At 66.9% G+C, this 20808-nt stretch carries 19 protein-coding genes; 3 read left to right on the top strand and 16 right to left on the bottom strand.

The window, feature by feature from the left end:
- Positions 1-46: 46 nt before the first annotated feature.
- The 8 genes from CAL12_RS07505 to CAL12_RS07470 all read right to left on the bottom strand — a co-directional run bounded on the left by CAL12_RS07505 (position 47) and on the right by CAL12_RS07470 (position 7652).
- The gene (locus CAL12_RS07505; protein WP_086063923.1) at positions 47-1012 is read right to left on the bottom strand and encodes a tripartite tricarboxylate transporter substrate binding protein; all 966 of its coding nucleotides are present in this window, start codon (positions 1010-1012) and stop codon (positions 47-49) included.
- A gap of 75 nt (positions 1013-1087) precedes the next feature.
- A complete protein-coding gene (locus CAL12_RS07500; RefSeq protein WP_086063922.1) occupies positions 1088-1813 on the bottom strand; it encodes an amino acid ABC transporter ATP-binding protein in 726 nt (241 codons plus the stop codon).
- A gap of 20 nt (positions 1814-1833) precedes the next feature.
- Entirely contained in the window at positions 1834-2526 is a 693-nt protein-coding gene (locus CAL12_RS07495; RefSeq protein ID WP_086063921.1) for an amino acid ABC transporter permease, read from the bottom strand.
- 3 nt (positions 2527-2529) lie between these two features.
- Positions 2530-3225: an amino acid ABC transporter permease gene (locus CAL12_RS07490; RefSeq protein ID WP_086063920.1), complete on the bottom strand. Its 696-nt coding sequence runs from the start codon at positions 3223-3225 to the stop codon at positions 2530-2532.
- A gap of 17 nt (positions 3226-3242) precedes the next feature.
- The gene (locus CAL12_RS07485; protein WP_086063919.1) at positions 3243-4070 is read right to left on the bottom strand and encodes an ABC transporter substrate-binding protein; all 828 of its coding nucleotides are present in this window, start codon (positions 4068-4070) and stop codon (positions 3243-3245) included.
- Between the two features lie 66 nt (positions 4071-4136).
- Positions 4137-5750 carry a rhodanese-like domain-containing protein gene (locus tag CAL12_RS07480; protein ID WP_086063918.1) on the bottom strand — a complete coding sequence of 538 codons (1614 nt, stop codon included), beginning with the start codon at positions 5748-5750 and terminating at the stop codon, positions 4137-4139.
- A 131-nt stretch (positions 5751-5881) separates the two neighbouring features.
- On the bottom strand, positions 5882-7051 hold the full coding sequence (gene metC, locus CAL12_RS07475; RefSeq protein WP_086063917.1) for a cystathionine beta-lyase: 1170 nt from the start codon (positions 7049-7051) through the stop codon (positions 5882-5884).
- 13 nt (positions 7052-7064) lie between these two features.
- The gene (locus tag CAL12_RS07470) at positions 7065-7652 is read right to left on the bottom strand and encodes a hypothetical protein (protein WP_086063916.1); all 588 of its coding nucleotides are present in this window, start codon (positions 7650-7652) and stop codon (positions 7065-7067) included.
- Between the two features lie 114 nt (positions 7653-7766).
- Here CAL12_RS07470 and CAL12_RS07465 point away from each other — a divergent pair, with 114 nt between their 5' ends.
- The gene (locus tag CAL12_RS07465; RefSeq protein WP_086063915.1) at positions 7767-8663 is read left to right on the top strand and encodes a LysR substrate-binding domain-containing protein; all 897 of its coding nucleotides are present in this window, start codon (positions 7767-7769) and stop codon (positions 8661-8663) included.
- A 32-nt stretch (positions 8664-8695) separates the two neighbouring features.
- Here CAL12_RS07465 and CAL12_RS07460 read toward each other — a convergent pair whose 3' ends face one another.
- The 8 genes from CAL12_RS07460 to CAL12_RS07425 form a co-directional block, all read right to left on the bottom strand.
- Positions 8696-9193: a DUF1097 domain-containing protein gene (locus CAL12_RS07460; protein ID WP_086063914.1), complete on the bottom strand. Its 498-nt coding sequence runs from the start codon at positions 9191-9193 to the stop codon at positions 8696-8698.
- Positions 9180-10112 carry an SDR family oxidoreductase gene (locus CAL12_RS07455; RefSeq protein ID WP_086063913.1) on the bottom strand — a complete coding sequence of 311 codons (933 nt, stop codon included), beginning with the start codon at positions 10110-10112 and terminating at the stop codon, positions 9180-9182. Before CAL12_RS07455 ends, CAL12_RS07460 begins: the two co-directional genes overlap by 14 nt.
- Before the next feature lie 174 nt (positions 10113-10286).
- Complete coding sequence (locus CAL12_RS07450) at positions 10287-11360, bottom strand: amidohydrolase family protein (protein ID WP_232464734.1); 1074 nt, start codon at positions 11358-11360, stop codon at positions 10287-10289.
- Positions 11361-12671: an MFS transporter gene (locus CAL12_RS07445; protein ID WP_086063912.1), complete on the bottom strand. Its 1311-nt coding sequence runs from the start codon at positions 12669-12671 to the stop codon at positions 11361-11363. It lies immediately after the preceding gene.
- Between the two features lie 49 nt (positions 12672-12720).
- Complete coding sequence (locus CAL12_RS07440) at positions 12721-14151, bottom strand: NAD-dependent succinate-semialdehyde dehydrogenase (RefSeq protein WP_086063911.1); 1431 nt, start codon at positions 14149-14151, stop codon at positions 12721-12723.
- Between the two features lie 44 nt (positions 14152-14195).
- Positions 14196-15089 (bottom strand): NAD(P)-dependent oxidoreductase, encoded by an 894-nt coding sequence (locus CAL12_RS07435; protein WP_232464733.1) that lies wholly within the window; start codon positions 15087-15089, stop codon positions 14196-14198.
- Between the two features lie 42 nt (positions 15090-15131).
- Entirely contained in the window at positions 15132-15932 is an 801-nt protein-coding gene (locus tag CAL12_RS07430; protein WP_086063910.1) for an SDR family NAD(P)-dependent oxidoreductase, read from the bottom strand.
- A 51-nt stretch (positions 15933-15983) separates the two neighbouring features.
- Complete coding sequence (locus CAL12_RS07425) at positions 15984-16964, bottom strand: Bug family tripartite tricarboxylate transporter substrate binding protein (protein ID WP_086063909.1); 981 nt, start codon at positions 16962-16964, stop codon at positions 15984-15986.
- Between the two features lie 151 nt (positions 16965-17115).
- On the opposite strand from CAL12_RS07425, the gene CAL12_RS07420 reads away from it, so the two are divergent.
- On the top strand, positions 17116-18033 hold the full coding sequence (locus CAL12_RS07420) for a LysR substrate-binding domain-containing protein (protein ID WP_198298398.1): 918 nt from the start codon (positions 17116-17118) through the stop codon (positions 18031-18033).
- Positions 18034-18147: 114 nt separating this feature from the next.
- The gene (gene mutS, locus CAL12_RS07415; protein ID WP_420042759.1) at positions 18148-20796 is read left to right on the top strand and encodes a DNA mismatch repair protein MutS; all 2649 of its coding nucleotides are present in this window, start codon (positions 18148-18150) and stop codon (positions 20794-20796) included.
- Positions 20797-20808 lie beyond the last annotated feature (12 nt).

Here is a 20808-nt window from a genome sequence, read left to right as displayed (position 1 = left end):
GCCCAGCCGCCGCTTGGCGTAATCCAACCAGGCCGATCGAGCCGGGTCAATCAAGTCGAATGTCGGCCTTCTTGACCAGATCCGCCCATTTGGCACGCTCCTTGGTCATCAGCTCGCCGAACTGCGCCGGCGTATCCGAGGTCGCGGTCATGCCCGACGCGGCCAGCTGCTTGACGATCTCCGGATTCGCCATCGCCTGCGCGAACGCCTTGTTGAGCTTTTCGACGACATCGGCCGGCACGCCCGCGGGCGCGATGACGCCGTACCAGTTCGTCAGCTCGTAGCCGGGCACCGCCTCGCCGATGGGCGGCGCGCCGGGAAACTCGCCGGATGCCGACGTGGTGGTCACGCCCAGCGCCTTGAGCTTGCCGCCCTGCACCAGCGTCTTCACCGACGGGTCGGAGAACGTCACTTCCACCAGCCCGCTGGCGACGTCCGTGAGCGCGGGCGTCGTGCCCTTGTACGGAATATGGCGCATGCGTATGCCGGCCATCATATTGAACTGCTCCGCCGCCATCTGGCCTATCGTGCCGTTGCCGCCGGACGCGTAGGTGACGTCCTTGCCGGTCTTGGCCCGCGCGATCAGGTCCTTGATGCTGTTGATGCCCGAATTCGGGCTGGTGACCAGCACGTTCGGCATCGTCACCAGCAGCGAGATCGGCGTGAAATCCTTGGCCGGGTTGTATGGCACTTTCTGCAGGCTGGGAAGGATGGTCAGCGAGCCGGGCGTGGCGATGTAGAGCGTATAGCCATCGGGCTTGGCCCGCGCCACGTAGTCGGTGGCGATGATGCCGCTGGCGCCGGGCCGGTTTTCCACCATTACGTTGGTGTTCAGCGCCTTGGAAACGCCCAGCGCGGCGGCACGCGCGAGCACGTCCGCGCCGCCGCCGGGCGGGAATCCGACAACGATGCGGACCGGCACGGCCGGATCTGGAAAGGCGGCCTGGGCCGACGAAATGGCCGCCGCGCACAACGCGGCCGCGCCGAGCGCGGTGATCGACTTGAACTGCATGGCACTTCCCCTTGTCGGCGGCGATCCGCTGCGCGGCCGCCGCCATGGTTGATGAAACGGTTTATCGATGAAAACTCAGTGCAGGATGTCAGCCAGGAACTTGCGCGCACGCGGGTGTTCCGGGCTGGTGAAAAACTGCTCGGGCGTGGTGTCTTCCAGGATACGGCCCTGGTCCATGAACCAGATGCGATCCGCCACTTCGCGCGCGAAGCCCATTTCATGGGTGACCACCACCATGGTCATGCCTTCGGCGGCCAGCTGCTTCATGACGGACAATACCTCTCCCACCATTTCCGGGTCGAGGGCACTGGTGGGCTCGTCGAACAGGATCAGCGGCGGGTGCTGCGCCAGGGCGCGGGCGATCGCCACGCGCTGCTGCTGTCCGCCCGACAGGCTGGCGGGCATGGCGTCGTACTTGTGTTCCAGGCCGACCTTGGCCAGTAGGTCGCGCGCCAGCGCGGCCGCCCGCTCGCGCGGCATGCCCGCCACGCGCAACGGCGACAGCATGATGTTGTCCGCCACCGACAGGTGCGGAAACAGGTTGAACTGCTGGAAGACGAAGCCGATGCCGGCACGCAGCGCGTTGATGTCGCGGCCCGCCGCATGGATGTCCTGGCCGGCGACACGGATGGCGCCACCCTGTATCGGCTCCAGCCGGTTGATGGTCCGTATCATCGTCGACTTGCCCGAACCGGACGGACCGCACACCACCACGACCTGCCCCGGCTCCACGCGCCCGTGGATGCTGTCCAGCGCGTGGTAGCTGCCATACCATTTCTGTACGTTGTCGAGTTCTATCACCGCAATCTCCTATGGCCGGCTCAGGCGGCGCGCAAGCGCCTGCTCGCCAGGCCGCGCTCCAGGCGCGCCGCCACCCGCGACAGCGCAAAGCAGGGCACGAAATACAGGGCCGCCAGCACCAGGAAGGTCTGCAGGGCGCGGGACGTCTCCATGCTGTTGACCTGCTGGGCGGCGAAGGTCAGTTCCTGCACGCCGATGACGTAGACGATGGACGTCGCCTTGATGGTCGATACGAACTGGTTGACCAGCGACGGAATCATGTTGGCCAGCGCCTGCGGCAGGATCACGTACCGCATGGCCTGCCCATAGCTCAGCCCGAGCGCGCGCGAGGCTTCCGTCTGCCCGGGCGGCAGGCCTTCCAGGCCGGCGCGCACGATCTCGCCCAGGAAGGCCGATTCGTACAGCACGATGGCGCACAGCGCGGTGGCGAAGGCCGGCACCGTGGCGCCGGTCAGCAGCGGCAGGACGAAATACGCCCAGAAAATGATCATGATCAAGGGCACGCCGCGAAAGGCATACACCCAGGCGGTGGCCGGCCACCGCAGGGCGCGATACGTACTGGTGCGCGCCAGGCCCAGGCAGATGGCCAGCGGGAACGAGATGCCCAGCCCCGCGCCGGCCAGGATCAGCGTGGCGGCGATGCCGCCCAAGGGGCCCTGGGGCCACGCGCCGACCAGGAACATCAGGCCATAGTCATGCAGGATCTGCCACATGGCTCATCTCCTGTAAGCCGGCGGATAACGCCGGCCGAACCACGCGCCCAGGCCCATCAAGGCGAGCGAGGCCGCCAGGTACAGGGTGGTCGACACGGCGAACACTTCGAAGGATCGGAAGGTCTGGTTCTCGATCGCCTTGACCTGGTAGGTCAGCTCGCCGACGCCGATCACCATCGCCAGGCTGGTGTCCTTGAACAGGATCAGCGAACGATTGATCAGCGGCGGCACGGCGATGCGCACCGCCTGCGGCAGCATCACGTGGCGCAGCGCGCCCCAGGCGCCCAGGCCCACCGAACGCGCGGCCTCGATCTGCGTGCCGGGAATGGCGCGCAGGCCGGCCCGTATGTCTTCCGACATGAAGCCGCTGACGTTCAGGCTGAGCGCGATCAAACCGAACAGGAACTCCGTATCGCCGCGGTTGATCCACAGGCGCATGCCGTCGGGCAGCACCTGCGGCATGCCGAAGTACCACACCATGATCTGCACCACGGTGGGCACGTTGCGGTGGTACTCGACGAAAGCGGCCACCAGCAGCTGCAAGGGGCGCCACGGTATCGTGCGCAGGACGGTCAGCACCAGGGCGATGGCGAAGCCCAGTATCCATGCCCCGGCGAACAGGCGCACGGTGGTGAGCGCGCCCGCCAGCAATATCGCGCCGTAGTTGCCGCCGGCCAGGAAAGCGAAATCGAAGTGCATGACGCTTCCCGTCCGCCTTACTCGGCGTCCACCGGCTCGACCTTGAAGGTGCGGGTCAGCTTGTAGATGGAATCCGCGCCCAGCCACTTCGTGTACATGGCGTCCAGCGTGCCGTCCTTGTCCATGTCCTGGATCACCTTGTTGACGGCGGCCAGCAGCTTGGGATTGCCCTTGTTCACCACCACGCCGATGTGTTCGACGTAGGTCGGCTCGGGCAGCAGCACCACGGGCGTGCCAGCTTTCTGCGAATCCAGTTCGAAGCGCTTCAGGATCAGTTCGCCGGCGGTGAAGCCATCGACCTTTTCATTCTGCAGGCCCAGGTAGCAGGACGCCACGTCCTGGAAGGACAGGACCTGCGAATTCGGCAGCACGCGGGCGGCGATGGCCGCGGAACTCGACCCCTTGGACGCGCATACCTTGCGGCCGGCCAGGTCCTTCAGCGACGCGATGCCGGAATTCTTGCGCACCAGCACCTTGATGCTGCCCTGTAGGTATTGCAGGCTGTAGTCGACCTGTTGCGCGCGCTCCGGCAGGTAGGCCATGGAACCGGCAACCACGTCCACGCGGTCCATCTTCAGCTCCGGGATGCGTGCCTCGGTGGACAGCGGCTTGTGCTCCAGGGCCACGCCCAGGCCCTTCGCGAGGGCGGCGCACATATCGACGTCGTAGCCGACGAAGCTGCGGGTGGCCGTGTCCTGGTAGGCGTAGGGCACGCTGGCGCTCTGCGTGCCGCAGATCAGCTTGCCACGCGCCTTGACGGTATCCAGCGCGTCGGCGTGGGCCACGCCGGCGCTCATGGTGGCGGCCGCCACCGCGGCGGCAAACAGCATTGCAGTGCTTCTCATCGTTGCTCCCCTACTCTGGTTGATGTGCTTCACGTGGTTCGCACCGGGACCGCTCCACCGATGGCGTCAAGCCGCGGCGGAACCGGCCGGAAAACGGAATATCGATCGTTCCTGTTCGTCGATCTGATGGATCAGGTTGGTCTCCCATGCCAGGTATTGGCGCGCCGCGGCCTTGTTGCCGTCATGGCGGTCATGGACGAAGAACAGGTAGTCGATGCATTCCTTGTCGGCCGGCACGTCGTCGGTGGCTTCGATGGCCAGCCCGCTCGCGCGCCAGGCGTCCACGCCGTCGCAGTTCGCCTGGACCTGCGTGATGCCCAGCGCCGCCAGGTCGCGCGCGGCCAGCGCGGCCACCGCGGACTCGGCGGCCAGCAGGACGACACGCGCGCCGCGCGGCAGGTCCAAGGTGTGCAATCTGGGGCGTATGGACCAGAGCGCGCCGGCGATGTGGCCCTTGCGGTAGGCCATGCCGGGCCGCAGGTCCAGCAGGACCGCGCCATCGCGCTGCGCGGCGGCCAGCGCGGCCGTGGCGATGGCGGGCAGGGCCGGAGACGCACCGGACGCCGTCGAGCGGGTCTTCGGCAGGTCCGCCTCGACGCCGTCGCGCAGCACATGCACATCCCATCCCATCTGCTTCAGCCAGCTGCCGACCACCGGGGCACGCACGCCTTCGCCATCCAGCAGCACGATGCGCGCATTGCGCACGCCGACGTACTGGTCGGTGGCCTGGATCAATTGGCCGCCCGGCGCATGCTGCGCACCCGCCAGCGTGCCGGCGGCGTATTCCTCGGGCGTACGCACGTCGCACAGGTAGGTGGTGCGGCCGGCATCCGCCAGCCACGCGCGGACCTGGACGGCATCCACGGTATCGACGCCGTACTGGCGCACCAGCGCCTCGGCTCGCTCGCGCAGCGCGGGCAGCGCCTGCGCCGGCATGGCTTCGGAGTGCCTGCGGCGGGAGCCATGCTCAAGCGGCAGGTCGGCCAGGTACCAGCCCTGCGTGCCGTTTTCCAGCGCCAGGATGGGATTCGGCAGACCCAGGTTGATCAGCGTCTGCGCACCGATGATGCTGCGCGTGCGGCCCGCGCAGTTGATCACGATGGTAGTGTCGGCATCGGGAACCAGGTCCGGGATACGCAAGGCCAGCTCGCCGTTCGGGCAGCAGATGCCGCCAGGAATGTTCATCTTGGCGTATTCGGTGAACGGGCGGCCGTCCAGCACCACCAGCTTATCGCCCTTGCGCTGGCGATCCGCCAGGTCGGTGGCGCTGATGCGCGGCGTGTGGCAGATATGTTCGGCAAGTTCGCCGAAGGTCTTGCTGGGCAGGTTGACGCCCGCGAACAGGGTAAAGCCCGCGGCTCGCCAGGCCGGCGCGCCGCCCTGCAACACGTGGACGTCCGTGTAGCCCAGGCCGCGCAGCGCCGCCGCGGCGCGCGGCGCCACCCCGTCGCCGTCGTCGAATGCGACCAGGCGGGCCGTCCTGCGCGGCAGCAGGCGCGGCGCTTCGAGCTCCAGGCGGCTGTAAGGCAGGGACACCGCCAGGAAGGGATGGCCTTCGCCATACTGGCCGTGCTCGCGCACATCCAGCAAGCCGATTTCGGCGCCGTCATGCAGCCAGCGTTTCAGCGTGGCGGCGTCGATGCGCGGAATGGACGTGTCGTCGGTAGGTGGCTGGGTCATGTGGGCCTGCGGGATTCAAGGAAAAAAGCGTCCCCACGCGCCGCGCGACGCGGCGTGCCGGGATGATCTCGGGTGTGGAACGGCGCGGGTGCGCCGCGCTCAGCGTTTCAGCGTGCCAGGCGTTCGAGGTGTCAGCGTTTCAGCGCGGCCATGGCCTGGTCCAGGTCGGCGATCAGGTCCTCGGGATCTTCCAGGCCGATATGCAGCCGCAATACCGCCCCGCGCCCCGACCAGTCCGCCACGGTGCGCGCACGGGTCATATAGGCCGGCACGCACAGGCTTTCGAAGCCGCCCCACGATGCGCCCAGGCCGAACAGGCGGAAGGCATCGATCATGCGCTCGACGTCCGCGTCCTGGATGCCGCGCGCGAATTCGATTGAAAGCAGGCCGTTGGTGCCGGTGCAATCCCGCTCCCACAGCGCGTGGCCGGGATGGTCGGGCAAGGCGGGGCAAAGGACTCGCGCCACCTCCGGACGGCTTTGCAGCCATTCCGCGACGCGCAGCGCGTGGCGTTCGTGCATGGCCAGCCGCGCCGGCATGGAGCGCAGGCCGCGCAGCACCAGGTAGGCATCGTCGGCGCCCACGGTCTGGCCCATATCGACAGTGGCCCGCTCCAGCGGCGCCCAGGCCCTTTCGTTGGTGACCACCGTGCCCATCATGACGTCGGCGTGGCCGCCCAGGTATTTGGTCGCCGCGCAGACCGAGATATCGGCGCCCAGCGCCAGCGGCCGATACAGCAGGCCGGAGCCCCAGGTGTTGTCCACCGCCAGCCAGCAATCGTGGCGTCGCGCCAAGTCCGCGACCGCCGGCAGGTCCATCATTTCATAGACCAGCGAACCCGGACATTCCGCATAGATCATGCGGGTATTGGGACGGATCTGGTCCGCCAGGTCGCTGCCGTCGGGCTGGTAGTAGCTGAAGGCGATGCCCCAGCGGGACAGTTGTTCGGCGCAGAAGCGCCTTACCGGTTCGTACACCGCATCCGTGATCAGTACGTGGTCGCCGGACTTCAGATAGGCCAGCAGCACCACCGCGATGGCGGCCTGGCCCGTCGGGTAGGCCTTGGCGCGATAGCCGCCTTCCAGCTCGACGAGCGCGTCTTCCAGCGCATGCGTGCTGTCGGTCCCGCGCGCGCCGTAGGACAGCAGGCGTTCCTTTTCGCGGCGCGCGCGCGTGTCGCGCCACTGCTGCACGTTCTCGTAGATAAAGGTGCTGGCGCGGGTGACGGGCGTGTTGACCCAGCCGCGATGCGGCCGCCCGGCACGCAGCAGCCGCGTGCCAGGCTTGTACTGTTCATCCATGGTGGGCTTCCGTTCAGCGACGCGTCTGCACGCCGATGGGCATGACCTTGCAGGTGCCGGTGTCCAGGTCGAAGGACAGGCGCTCGGATAGCGTTTCCAGCGCGCGGCCGTACATGTGCAGATGGCGGATCACGCCATCCCCACGGATTTCCACGGCGTGGATATCGTCGGGCATCAGGGCGATGCCGGTCCCGGGTTCCACCACCACGGTGCCGGTCTTTTCCAGGCGGCCGACGCCAGGCTCGCTGCCGTCGTCCAACCTGTCGTAGACGTAGTTGTATTCGATGCCTTCCACCGCCGCGATGCACGCCCACGTGGTGTGGTTGTGCGGGACGATCTTCTTGCCCGGGCGCATCACGTTCAGGTACAGCGCATAGGTCTTGTCGGGGGTTTCGCTTATCAGGTAGCGGGCCTGGCGCTCGTCGCCTTCCGGCGCGGGGTAGCGGTCGGCGCCCCACCAGTCGGCATGGCTGGCGAGGCCGACCACCGTGCGCAGGACATCGTCCAGGCTGTCACGGCTCAGGCCCTGCGTTTGTACAGTATCCTTTATGTTTTCGATCGCAGCTGAAATGTCTTTGTTATGCGGATGCAAGCCGGCCATGAGCGTAACCCCTGTGGAAATGCGATTTTGGCGTTACTCTACGGGCCTGCCTGCGGCGTGACAAATTAATTTGATTTAATAACTCATTAGCTTCCGTAATATGTCGGAGACGGCATGCGCAATCTGGACCTGGACCTGCTGCGTACCCTGGCTGCCATAGACCAGGCCCAGACCTTCTCGGCGGCCGCCGAGCGGTTGCACAGAACCCAATCGGCGATTACCCAGCAGATGCAGCGGCTGGAAAGCATCGTCGGGCTGCCCCTGTTCGAAAAGCAAGGCCGCAACAAGCTGCTGTCGCCGCACGGACGCAAGCTGGTGGATTACGCGCGCCACATGCTGGCCATCAACGACGAAGCGATGCGCGCGATGCAGGATGGCCAACTGGAAGGCGAGCTGCGCCTGGGCGCCCCGCATGACGTCGCCGAAACCCTGTTGCCGACGGTGCTGACACACATCACCCGCTGGTCGCCACGCGTCAGGCTGGAAATACGCGTCGATCGCAGCCCCTTCCTGATGAACGCGCTGCGCGCCGGGGAACTGGACCTGACCATCTCCACGCGCTTCGATCCCGCCTACGAGGGCGTCATCCTGCGCACGTCGCCCACCGCCTGGATTGCATCCGCCAGCTATGTCCACGACGCCAACTTGCCGGTCCCGCTGGTGCTGGCGGACGAGCCCAGCCTGTTCCGCCGGCTGGCCCTGAATGCGCTGGAACAGGCGCGCGTGCCCTGGCAGACCAACTACGTCGCGCCCAATCTGGTCGGCATCCGCGCCGCGGTGCGCGCCGGCCTGGGCGTGACCGCGCGCAGCATCGAATTCCTGGGGCCGGATATGCGCGTACTGGGCGAAAAGGACGGCCTGCCGCCCCTGCCGGACGCCAATTACTTCCTCTGGATGCGCAGCGACCTGATCAATCCCCTGACGCGCTATGTCTTCGACATGCTGATCGCCAAAATGGGCCTGACCGATCGCGGTACGCCGGCCGCCAGCGTGCAGGCGCGGCAGTTCTGAGCAAAGGGTGCCAGGCGGCGCCACCGGCCAACCTACGACCGCGGCTGCCCCGCTGCGTTGATGCGACGCTGCCACGCATGGGCGCAGAACGCGGCGACGCCGCCCAGGGCGGCCGCCAGGCCCAGGCTGGAGAAGGTCGCCGGCGTCGGTGGCATGTGCGATGCGAAATACGCCACCAGCCCCAGGAAAAATCCCAGCAGATTGTTGAACACGGGCAGACGCGCCAGCGACAGGGCCACGGCGGTGACCGCCACCACGACGGCACTGATCGCATAGTCGCCCAGCAGCGGCGCCAGCGCGCCCAGCACATGCGCCGCGCCTATGCCCAGGGCAACGCCCATCAGCACGCAGGCCAGGTTCACCAGCCCGCTGCGCAGGTTCAGGCCGCGGGTGAAGAACGCGATCCAGCCGACGAACATCGCCCACACCGGCAGCTCCAAGGCCAGCGTACTGACGGTGGCGGCCGATGAGGCGACGATCGATTCACCCAGCACGACCTTCATGTGTTTGCCCAGATTATTGCCGGCCATGAGCAGTCTCCTTATCGATGCGCGGCGACAGCAGGTCGCCCAGGTTGACGCGCCGCAGGAACTCGGCGCGGATGCGGTCGGCCACCGGCCCGACCACGGCGCAGCCGTCATCCGATGGGTCGATGTGCACGCGGAAGGGCCGGCTGCCATAAGGCGCGTCCACGACGTCGACGATGGCCCGCGCGACGCTGGCGGGGTCGGCATCGGGCGGCTCGCAGGCCGCCAGGTTGGTGAGGATTTCGTCGGCCAGCCCGTGGGTGGGCCCGGCATCGTATTCCGCCTGGCATGCCTGGTCGGCGGGCGAGCCGGCATGCGCGAAATGGTTGGTGCCCTTGGTGAACGCACCCGGCACGACGATGCTGGTTTCGATTCCCCAGCGCGCCACTTCGCCCGCATAACTGACCGCCAGCGCGTCCATCGCGGCCTTGGCGGCGAAGTACGGTGCAAGATAGGGCGGCGTGCCGCCGCGGTGGCTGGAACTGCCGACCCACAGCAGCAGGCCGCGCCCTTGCCGGCGCAGCACCGGCAGCACCGCGCGATTCACGCGCTGCGTGCCCAGCACGTTGATGTCGTAAAGCTGGGCGAACTGTGCCGGCGTGAAGGCCTCGGCCGGCCCGAACGCCATATGCCCGGCGTTATGCACCACCACGTCCAGCCGGCCGCTTTCCGCCAGCACCTGCGCGACCGCCGCTTCGATTGACGATTCCGACTGGACGTCCAGCTCGAGCGGCCGCAGGTCGGCCCGCGTTTCAGACCCGTGCGTCGCGGACCACTCGACGATCTCGCGCACGCGCGGCGCGTTGCGGCCCGCCGTTTCGCGCATCGATGCGTAGACGACATGCCCCGCCCGCGCCAGCGCGCGGGCCGTCATCGCGCCAAAACCGGACGATGCGCCGGTCACCAGGATGGTGTAGGCCATGGATATCTCCTGAAAAGCTTGCCATGGCGACCATTCTTATCGTTATCCTTCGCTGGATAAATGCACTGAAACGAACATGCAAATTCAATACCAATCAACAATCCGCCACTTTCCACCTGCCTGACGCGATCTGAGCGGCTCTTGTCACGCCGTGGATTACACGGCGTCCCCAGGTCAGATCCGGTAGACCCTGGCCGCGGTGCCGGAGAACAGGTCGTTCTTCTCCTGTTCCCCGGCGCCCGCGGCGATGCGCTTGAACGCGTTCCAGACGGTGCAGTAATTGCCGGACGAACGGTCGACGGGAAAATTGCTTTCGAACATGCAGCGGTGCGAGCCGAACGCTTCCATGACCACTTCCGCCGACGGCCGCCACAGTTCGGCCAGCGCGGCGGAGGATGGCGGCGACGACAGCGATTCCGTCCTGTGGCCGAAGGTCGCGATGCCATAGCCCCCTATCTTGACGAACACGTTGGGGCACGCCGCCAGCGCCCTGATCGACTTCATCCATTCCCGCCAGGCCTCGTCGCCACGCCCGGCGTAGTCGCCGACCCCGAGAATGCCGCCGATGTGGTCCAGGACGATCATGGCCTCGGGCACGGCCCGCGCCAGGTCAAGGACTTCAGCCAGTTGGGGGTGGTAGATCCAGGCATCGAAGACCAGGCCCATGGCGGCCAGCCGGCGCAGGCCGGCGCGAAACCCGGGACACGCGTAAAGACCGACGGGTGGCCGGGGCAGCACGCCGAACTTGAACGATCGATGGCGCGCCGCCGAACACCGCACGCCCCGGAACCGCCCCTTTCCCGCGTCGACGTGGGCTTCGAGGATCTCCGTTACCGCGTCGCCCAGGAGCAGGTCGGCATATCCGACGATCCCGGCCGCGACCCTGGTCGTCGCGCCACGCGCCGCGGCTTCTTCAGCCAGGGCCACCACGGCCTCTGTTTCGCCGACCGGTCGCAGATGCGCCGGCCCGCTCGTCCAGTACTTCCAGCCGACCTGCATGAATATCGTGGCGTCGATCCGGTGTCCTCCGCCCACGTCCCGTAGCTGGTCGTCCAGGCCATAGCCCGCCCAATGATCGGAGAAGTGGAAATGCGCGTCGATGATGGCAAGCTCCGGCTCGATCGCCGGCTCGGGCCGCGCCGTGTACCAGGCAGGATCCAGGCGCGGCGGATGCAGCACCGGCGGGTCGTCTTCGTCGGCGGTTTGCGGCGGAAGGCTCATGTCGCCATGCGTTTTCCAGTCAGCCATTCATTCCTCGCGCAGTGCTTTACCGGCCGATTCCTCGATCCCAAGCACCACCACGCCCGAGATGATCGCGGCCCCGATCAGTATCCATGCCGGCGCGGTGGGCGAGCCCGTGCTTGCGATCAGCCATGTCGCCAGGTAGGGGGCCGAGCCGCCCGCCACGATCGCCGCCGCGCTGATGCCCAGGTTAATGCCGCTGGTGCGTACCTTGGTCGGCAGCAGCTCGCTATAGACCGTGTAGTTGGTCGACAGATACGCGGCTTCGAACAGGCCCAGCGCGATCTGCGCGCCGACGGCCCAGGCCAGCGAGGTCTGCATCGCCATGAAAAGCGGGTAGCTGAAGACGATGAAACACAGATTCGCGCCGATCAGGACCGGCTTGCGTCCGATCCGGTCGGACAGGACACCGAACGGATAGATGGCCGCCGCCGCCACGACCATCGACAAGGTGGCGGACCAACCTGCCATCTGGGCCGACATGATCTGCTGCTTCTGAAAGTACGTGACGAAATAGGTGAACGGAATGTAGTAGCCCGCCATCGCGCAGCATCCTATGCAGGCGATCGCCAGCACGCCCCTGGGGTATTCGCGCAGCAGGGTCAGCGTGGGCACTTTCTCGATCTTGCTCTGGTTTTCCATGCGGACGAAGTCGGGCGTCTCCTCCATCTTGTGGCGCACCAGCAGCGCAATCACGCCTATCGGCGCGGAGATCAGGAAAGGAATGCGCCAGCCCCAGGCATGCAGGTCGTCCAGGCTCATCGAGGCGTTCAGCAACGCGACCGCGATCGCGCCGCCCATGGTTCCCGCCAGGCAGCCGATCTGCGTCGTGCTCGCCAACGCGGCACGCCGCGCATCGGGCGCGACTTCCGCCACGTAGGCCACCGCGCCGCCCATCTCCCCGCCCGCGGCGAATCCCTGTACGCATCGCAGCAAGCACAGCAGCGCCGGCGCAAGAAAACCCGCCTGCGCATACGTCGGCAGCAGCCCGATGAGCGCGGTGGCGGCCACCATCATGACGACGGATACCAACAGGGCCGGCTTGCGGCCGTAGCGGTCGGCCAGCGCGCCCAGCACGATGCCACCCAGTGGGCGAACCACGAACGCGACGCCGAACACCGCGAAGGTATAGAGCAGCGCCAACGCGCCCATGTCCGGAAAGAAAAGAATGGCCAGCGTCGTGGCAAGAAACGCATAGACGGTGTAATCGTAGTATTCGACCAGCGTGCCGATGGCGCCCGCCAGGACCACCCGGCGTATGGACGTCGCGGTTCGCACCGCGCCCGGCAACGCGCCAGCTCGGGGTATAGCGCTCATGATTGTCTCCTTTGCTGTTCTGTGATCCTGTGCGGCCCAAGGGGTCCTATCAGGTGCTCGCGCCCTGGCGCACGCATTTGACGCGCAGGAATTCGCGGATCCCCTCGATTCCGCCTTCCGACCCCAGCCCGCTGTCCTTGTGGCCGCCGAAGGGCGTTTCGGGCAGCGAGGCCTGCCATTCATTGATGCACACCGAACCGCTCTCGATTTCACGGGCAAGGCGATCCGCCGTGCCCAGATGGTTGGTGTACGCATAGGCGGCCAGCCCGAACGGCAGGCGATTGGCCTCCTCGATGGCGTCGTCCAGCCGCCCGAACGAAGCAAGCAGTGCGATGGGGCCGAAAGGCTCGATATTGGCCGCGTCGCTATCGACGCCCGGCTCCAGCAGCACGGTGGGCATGTAGTAGTACCCTGCCGTGCCCATCCTCGCGCCACCAGCGGCAATCCGGACGCCGCGGCCGCGGGCGTCGTCCACCAGCCGCTCGACCGCCTCCAAGCGGCGCTGGTTCTTCAGCGGACCCATCTGCGTGGCGGGGTCGAAAGGATCCCCCACTTTCAGCGCGCTCGCGGCGTCGACGAATTTTTCCGAAAACTCGGGGAAGATCGCCTCATCGACCAGGAAGCGCGTGGGGCAGACGCAGAACTGCCCGGAATTCCTGTACTTCGTGGCGACTGCCGCCTTGACGACGCGATCGACATCGACGTCCGCGCAGACGATGACGGGAGCGTGCCCGCCCAGTTCCAGCGTCGCCCGCTTCAAGGTCCTGGCGGCCTTGGCGCCCAGTTCCTTGCCGACGGACGTTGCGCCCGTGAACGTCAACATGGCGATCTTCGGCGATGCGCACAGCAGATCGGCAATCTCCACGGGTTCGCCGAAGACCATGTTGACCACGCCGTCCGGAATGCCGGCGTCCTTGATCGCCCTGGCCATCAACAACGCCACGCCGGCGGTCTCCTCGGAAGGTTTCAGCACGACCGTGCAGCCGGCGGCCAATGCGCCGCTGATCTTGCGCGCGGGCGTGATGGCGGGCGCGTTCCAGCCCGCGAAGGCGGCCACCGGACCGATGGATTCCAGCACCATGGTCTGGGTAGTCCCGATCGTGCGTGAGGGAATGACACGCCCGTACAGCCTGCGCGCTTCTTCCGCCGCCCATTCGAACATCTCCAAGGCGGTGGCCACTTCCTTGCGCGATTCGCCGACGGGCTTGCCCAGCTCCAGCGAAATCTGGCGCGCGAATTCCTCGGTCCGCTCCTTCATCAGGATGGCCACGCGTCGCAGCAGTGCCGAGCGCTCCACCGGCGAGGTATCGCGCCAGCCGCGGAAGCTCGCCGCCGCGGCCGAAATGGCCTGCTCGACATCGCCGCGGGCGGCGCAGGCGAAATCGCCGAGCGCCTCGCCATTGGCAGGATTGACGATCCGGAACGTTTTACCGGCCGTGCCTTGCCGGAACTCACCGGCGATGAATTGCGCGTATTCCATAGTTCTGACCTTGTCTTTGAGGGTGATGGACAGACGCCCTTGCGTCAGCACCGGGGAACGGCGACGCCGTTCGCGGCCGCCCAGAACTCCGTGAGCGACGAGGTGTCCTTGCCGTCGTACCCCGCATTGCGCGCCAGCCGGAACATGCCGCGCACCAGATCGCCCACGGGCAGCGACACGCCGCTGGACTGTGCGGCCTGGCAAGCCAGGGTCAGGTCCTTGAAGCCGAGCGCGATGTCGAATCCCGGCGTGAGGTCGCCCTTGAGAACCTTGATCGGCCACTTTTCCTTGAGCTGGCCATTCGATGCCGTCGTGCCGGTCAGGACGTCGAAAGTCTTCCGGATATCCATGCCCAGCGAACTCGCCAGCACCAGCGCCTCCGAATTCAGTTGGCAATAGCACAGCACCATCAGGTTATTGATCAACTTCATGCGGGTGCCGGACCCCGGACCGCCGCAATGAAGCACGGTGCTGCCCATTTTCAGCAGGACGGACTGGCATGCGTCGAAGTCGGCATCCGTCGCGCCCAGCATGAACAGCGATTCGCCCTTGTCGGCGCTGGTCGCCAGCCGCCCCACGGGCGCGTCGGCGAAGCGTATGCCTTTTTCCCTGGCGACACGGCCGATTTCATCGACCGTATCGGTATCGACCGTGCTGAGTTCGATGCACAGCTTGCCGGCGGTCAGGTTGGCGAGTACGCCATCGGACCCGAGGAGCACTTCGCGGGATTGCCTGGGCCCCGGCAGCATCGTGAAGACGACGTCCGCCGCTTCGGCCACCGCCCTGGCGCCCGCGCCCGCCGTGGCGCCCTTGTCCACCAGGCTTTTGACGGGATCGGGATGGATGTCGTGGACGACCACGTCGACCTTGTTGCGTAGAAGATTCGAGGCCAATGCGTATCCCATCCGGCCCAGACCAATGAACCCAGCTTTCAACATGCTTCTCCTCTCGCCGCGGCGTGCGGCTCATTGAATCGGCGGCTAGTCGCAACGCGCGCTCATGCCGCCATCGACGACGATTTCCGTTGCCGTGATGAAACGTGCTTCATCGGAGGCCAGGAACAGCGCGGCATTCGCCGTATCGCGCCCGTCGCCCATGAAGCCCAGCGGGATCCGCGACTGTCGTTGTGCCAGCAAGCTGTCCAGATCGCCGCCCGCGCGCTGCTTCGCCAGACGGGCCTCCACCATGGGCGTGTGCATCTGGCCGGGGATCACGGTGTTGACGCGTATGTTGCGAGCCGCATACTCGATCGCGACCACGCGTGACAATTGAACGATCCCCGCCTTGGCTGACGCATAGCCCACCTGCGCCGCGCCAGTCCATCGCAAGGCGGATGTCGATGCCGTATTGACGATGGCGCCGCCGCCCACCTTGAGCATCTCCGGAATCGCGAATTTGCACGCCAGGAAAACGCTCTTCAGGTTGAAGTCGATCTGCGCGTCCCAATCCGCTTCGGCAAGATCCACCGGCCCGCCCTTGCGCGAACCGCCGACGTTGTTGACCAGCACGTCGATCTTCCCGAAGCGCGCCACGCAGGCCTGGACCATCGCCTGCACGTCGTCCGACCGCGTCGCATCGCCCGTCCAGGTGCTGATCCGCGGCGCCGCATCGCCCGCCAATGCCAAGGTTTCCGTCATCGCGTCGGCGCTCTTGTCCACCGCGAGCACCAGCGCGCCTTCCTGCGCGAAACGCACCGCCACCGCGCGCCCGTTGCCCCAACCGGGCCCCACGCATCCCGCACCGGTCACTATCGCCACTTTTCCTGCCAGTCTTCGACTCATGCTTGTCGCCTTCCAGGTAGCCTTCCCTTCAACTGTCGTCCGCCCTCGCGTTCACTCGATCGTGAGATTCGACTTGCGGACGATCTCGGCCGTGCGTTCGGTCTGCGTGCGAATGTGGTCCGCGAACGCCTGCGCGGAACCGGGAAACGGATACTGGTCGATCGCCTTGAGCCTGGCGGCCACGCTATCGCTGGTCATGACTTCGTTGACCGCGGCGTTCAGCGTCCTGACCACGCTTTCCGGCATGCCGGCGGGGCCGAGCAGGCCATTCCATGGCTCGGCCGAATAGCCCGCCAAGGGCCCCTGGCCCAATATGGGCAGGCCCGGCAAGCCGATGTCGGCGGAGGAACTGGCGGACGCGAGCATGCGAAGATTCTTCGAGTCGACCTGGGGAATGACGATCGATCCCGCGAGGAAGGCGAAATCGACCCTGCCGGCAATCAGGTCGCTCAGCACGGCCGCGTCGCCCTTGTAGGGAACGTGGGTGGAGGCGATCCCCGCCGCCTTGGAAAACCAGACGCCGGCGAGATGGTTGGCCGATCCCGGGCCGGCCGAGCCGAAGGTCAGGTTTTCGGCCGGCTTGCGGCCCGTTTCGATCAGGTCGCCGTACGACCTGAACCTGGACTGGTTGGAAACCACCAGGTAATACGGAAAGCGCGCGACCGGCGCGATCGGTGTGAAGTCGTGCAAGGGCTCGTATCCCAACCCTTTCTTGACGACGGGAAGTATGGCCAAGGTGCCGTTGGCGCCTACCATCAGCGTGTAGCCGTCGGGCGCGGCCTTCTTCACCAGATTCGCGGCGAGCTCGCCGCTGGCGCCCGGGCGGTTTTCGACCACGAACGGTTGACCCAGCTTTCTGCTCAAGCCTTCGGCGAGCAGCCTGGCGACCACGTCGGTGGGGCCGCCCGCGGCGAACCCGACATAGATGGTTGTCGCCCTGACCGGATAGTCGGCGGCACATGCGTGGCCGGCGGCCAGGGCTGCCGCGACGCCCAGGGCCAGCGTGGCGCATAGCTTGTCGATGATTGTCATGCCTGTCTCCTTTCCAGCGTGGACGCTGATTGTTCTGGTACCGGCTGCGTAGGCGTCGCAGCTGGAATGGATGGGAATGTACCAACCACTGTATTGCTGTTGGTATACTGCGAGGCATCTATGTAAACCTTTGGTAAACGGTCCCAGGCTCATGACGCTCCAACAGCTACGCGACTTCATCGCTGTCGCCGACCTGGGCAGCCTGCGGGCCGCGGCGCGCAGCCGTGGCGTCACCGCCCCGGCGCTGGCCAAGAATATCCGCGCCCTCGAGGACGGCCTGCATGCGGTCCTCGTCGAGCGTCGCTCGCGCGGCGTCGCGCTGACCGAGGCGGGCCGAGCGCTGCTCGCGCATGCACGCTTGATCGACTCCCAGGCCAGCAAGGCGGCCGAAGACATTGCCCAGCGCCAGGGCAAGATGGAAGGATCGCTTTCGATGGGCGTCGGGCCATCGGCTGGGGTCGCACTGCTACCCGGCGTCCTGAAGGACTTCCAGCGCAGCTTTCCCGCCGTCAACGTGAATATGTACGGCGGCTCCTACTACGACCATATCGGCCCCCTGCACCAGGGCAGCCTGGACATGGCGATCGTCGCCGTACCGGATATGCACGAATCCACCCTGGATGTGGAGCACCTTTTCTACAACGACCTAGTGGTGGCGTGCCGGCGCGGGCATCCGCTCAGCCGGGCGCGTTCGCTTTCGGATCTGGTCGACTGTGTCTGGGTGCTGACTGGCCCGCCGGGGCGCGGCCCGGGATCGGCGATCCTTGAAGCGTTCCGCCAGCGCGATCTGCCGCGGCCTACCCGCCTTGTCCAGTGCGACATGACGTGGACGCTCAACACCCTGCTGGTGCACAGCGATATGCTTTGCGCCTTGCCCCGCATCATGATCGAACAACCGGGCCTGTCCGGATCCCTGCAGGCCTTGAAGCTCGTCGATACGCTTCCGAGCTACAGCATCAGCCTGGTCAGGCGCAGCAATACCCCCTTGCTGCCCATCGCCGATCACATGGCCACGTTGATCAGGCGCCATGCGCACTACTTCGCGGTTTCCCAGCCAGCCGCTTCCTAGCCGGTTCGGCGCTCGGCGGCGTGCCGGAGCCGGGGGTGATCGCAGGGGCCCGTCCCGATACAATCGAAACTTTGCGCGGCCAGCACGGCCGTGCCCGCAAAGCGTTCGGTATTAATGGAAAAAAACGATCTGTCGGAAAAAAGCGATCTGTCCGGCCACACGCCGATGATGCAGCAGTACCTCAAGCTGAAGGCCGAAGCCGGCCCGCTGCTGCTCTTCTACCGTATGGGCGACTTCTATGAAATGTTCTATGAAGACGCCGAACGGGGCGCGCGCCTGCTCAATCTGACGCTGACCAAGCGCGGCACGTCCAACGGCAGCCCCATTCCCATGGCCGGCGTGCCCGTCCATGCCATGGAGCAGTACCTGGCCAGGCTGGTCGCGCTGGGCGAATCCATCGCCATCTGCGAACAGATCGGCGATCCCGCGGCGTCCAAGGGGCCGGTCGAGCGGCGCATCGTGCGCATCGTCACCCCGGGCACACTCACCGACGACGCCTTGCTGCCCGCCAAGGCGGACCGCTGCCTGGCGGCGGTGTTCCCCGGCGCCGGCCGGTCGCCGCGCGCCGGGCTGGCCTGGCTGAACCTGGCCAGCGGCGACTTTCGCGTCACGGAATGCGCGCCGGCGCAGATCGAATCGGAATTGCACCGGATCGCACCGGCCGAAATCGTCTATCCGGAAGGCGCGGACCTGCGCATCTCGATAGACGGCGCGCAAACCCGCGTTCCGGACTGGCATTTCGAAAGCGATGGCGCGCGCGCGCATCTGTTGGCGCACTTCCGCACCGATTCCCTGGCCGGCTTCGACGTCGAGGACATGCCGGCCGGCGTACGCGCCGCCGGCGCCCTGCTGCGCTACGCCGCGCGCACGCAATCGCAGGCCTTGTCGCACGTCCAGGGCATCAGCGTGGACCGGCCCGGGCAGTACGTGCTGATGGACCCCGTCACCCGCCGCAACCTCGAACTGACGCAGACGCTCAGCGGCGAAGAATCCCCCACGCTGTTTTCCATATTGGACAACTGCCGTACGCCCATGGGCAGCCGGCTGCTGCGGCGCTGGCTGCATCATCCGCTGCGCGACAACGCGCCCGTACTGGAGCGCCAGCGCGCCATCGCCGCGCTGCTCGCCGCCAGGCTGGACACGCCGGCGGGGCTGGCGGCCGCCCTGCCCCTGGACACCCTGCGCGACACCTTGAAGCGCTTTCCCGATATCGAGCGCATCGCCGCCCGTGTCGCCCTGCGTTCCGCGCGCCCGCGCGAACTGGCCAGCCTGCGCGACGCGCTGGGCGATCTGCCGGCCTTGTGCGAACAGGTCCGCGCGCTGGCCACGGAAGGCCGTTTCGCCGCGCTGGCCGACAAGCTGTGTCCCGACTCGGCCATCCACGCCCTGCTCGCCGCCACCATCGCCCCCGAACCCGCGGCGGCGATCCGCGACGGGGGCGTCATCGCCACCGGCCATGACGCCGAGCTGGACGAGCTGCGCGCGCTTGCCACCGATGGCGGCGACTTCCTGATCCAGCTCGAAGCCCGCGAACGCGAGCGCAGCGGCATCGCCAACCTGCGCGTCGAGTTCAACCGCGTCCATGGCTTCTATATCGAGGTCAGCCGGGGACAGGCCGACAAGGTGCCGGAAGACTACCGGCGCCGCCAGACCCTGAAGAACGTCGAACGCTACATCACGCCTGAGCTCAAGACCTGGGAAGACCGCGTGCTGTCGGCGCAGGACCGCTCCCTGGCGCGCGAAAAATGGCTGTACGAGCAGATGCTGGACCAGCTGGGCGGCCACGTGCGCGCCCTGTCGGATTGCGCCTGGGCGCTGGCGGAGGTCGACACGTTGGCCGCCCTGGCCGAGCATGCGCGCCGGCATGACTGGAATGCGCCCGAACTGTCGGAAGACGCGGAGATCGATATCGACGCCGGCCGCCACCCGGTGGTGGAACGCGCCATCGAACGCTTCACGCCGAACAGCTGCAAGATGGACGCCACGCGGCGCATGCTGCTGATCACCGGCCCCAACATGGGCGGCAAGTCCACGTACATGAGGCAGGTGGCGTTGATCGCGCTGCTGGCGCGCACCGGCAGCTTCGTCCCCGCCGCGCGGGCGCGGATCGGACGGCTCGACCGGATCTTCACGCGCATCGGCGCGGCCGACGACCTGGCGGGCGGCCGCTCCACGTTCATGATGGAAATGACGGAGGCAGCCGCCATCCTGGCGGCCAGCACCCCGGCCAGCCTGGTACTGATGGATGAAATCGGCCGCGGCACGTCCACCTACGACGGCCTGGCACTGGCATGGGCCATCGCGCTGCGCCTGCTGACGCACAACCGCGCGCTGACGCTCTTCGCCACGCATTATTTCGAGATCACCCGCATGCCCGCCGAACAGCCTACCGCCGCCAACGTCCATCTGGCCGCGGCGGAATCGGCCGGCGGCATCGTCTTCCTGCATGAAGTCCGCGACGGCCCGGCCAGCCGCAGCTACGGCATCCAGGTGGCGCAGCGCGCCGGCGTGCCGGCCGCCGTCATCCGCCAGGCTTCCCGGGAGCTGGAGCGGCTGGAGGCGCAAGGCGCGCCGACGCCGCAGCTGGGCCTGTTCGCCGCCGCCGCCCAGGCGGACGCGGAATCCGCGGCGCTGTCGGCCGCCGCCCACGAAACCGAAACACTGCTGGCGCTGCGCGCGGCCCTGGCCGACGTCGACCCGGACAGCCTGACCCCGCGCGAAGCGCTGGACACGCTGTATCGATTGAAAGCCCACCTGCAATAAGCGTGCGCATCG

It is taken from the genome of Bordetella genomosp. 8, assembly GCF_002119685.1.
In the GTDB taxonomy this organism is placed as follows: domain Bacteria; phylum Pseudomonadota; class Gammaproteobacteria; order Burkholderiales; family Burkholderiaceae_B; genus Bordetella_C.
The sequence above is the reverse complement of the archived record's forward strand: the minus strand, read 5'-3'. Positions and strand labels throughout refer to the sequence as shown.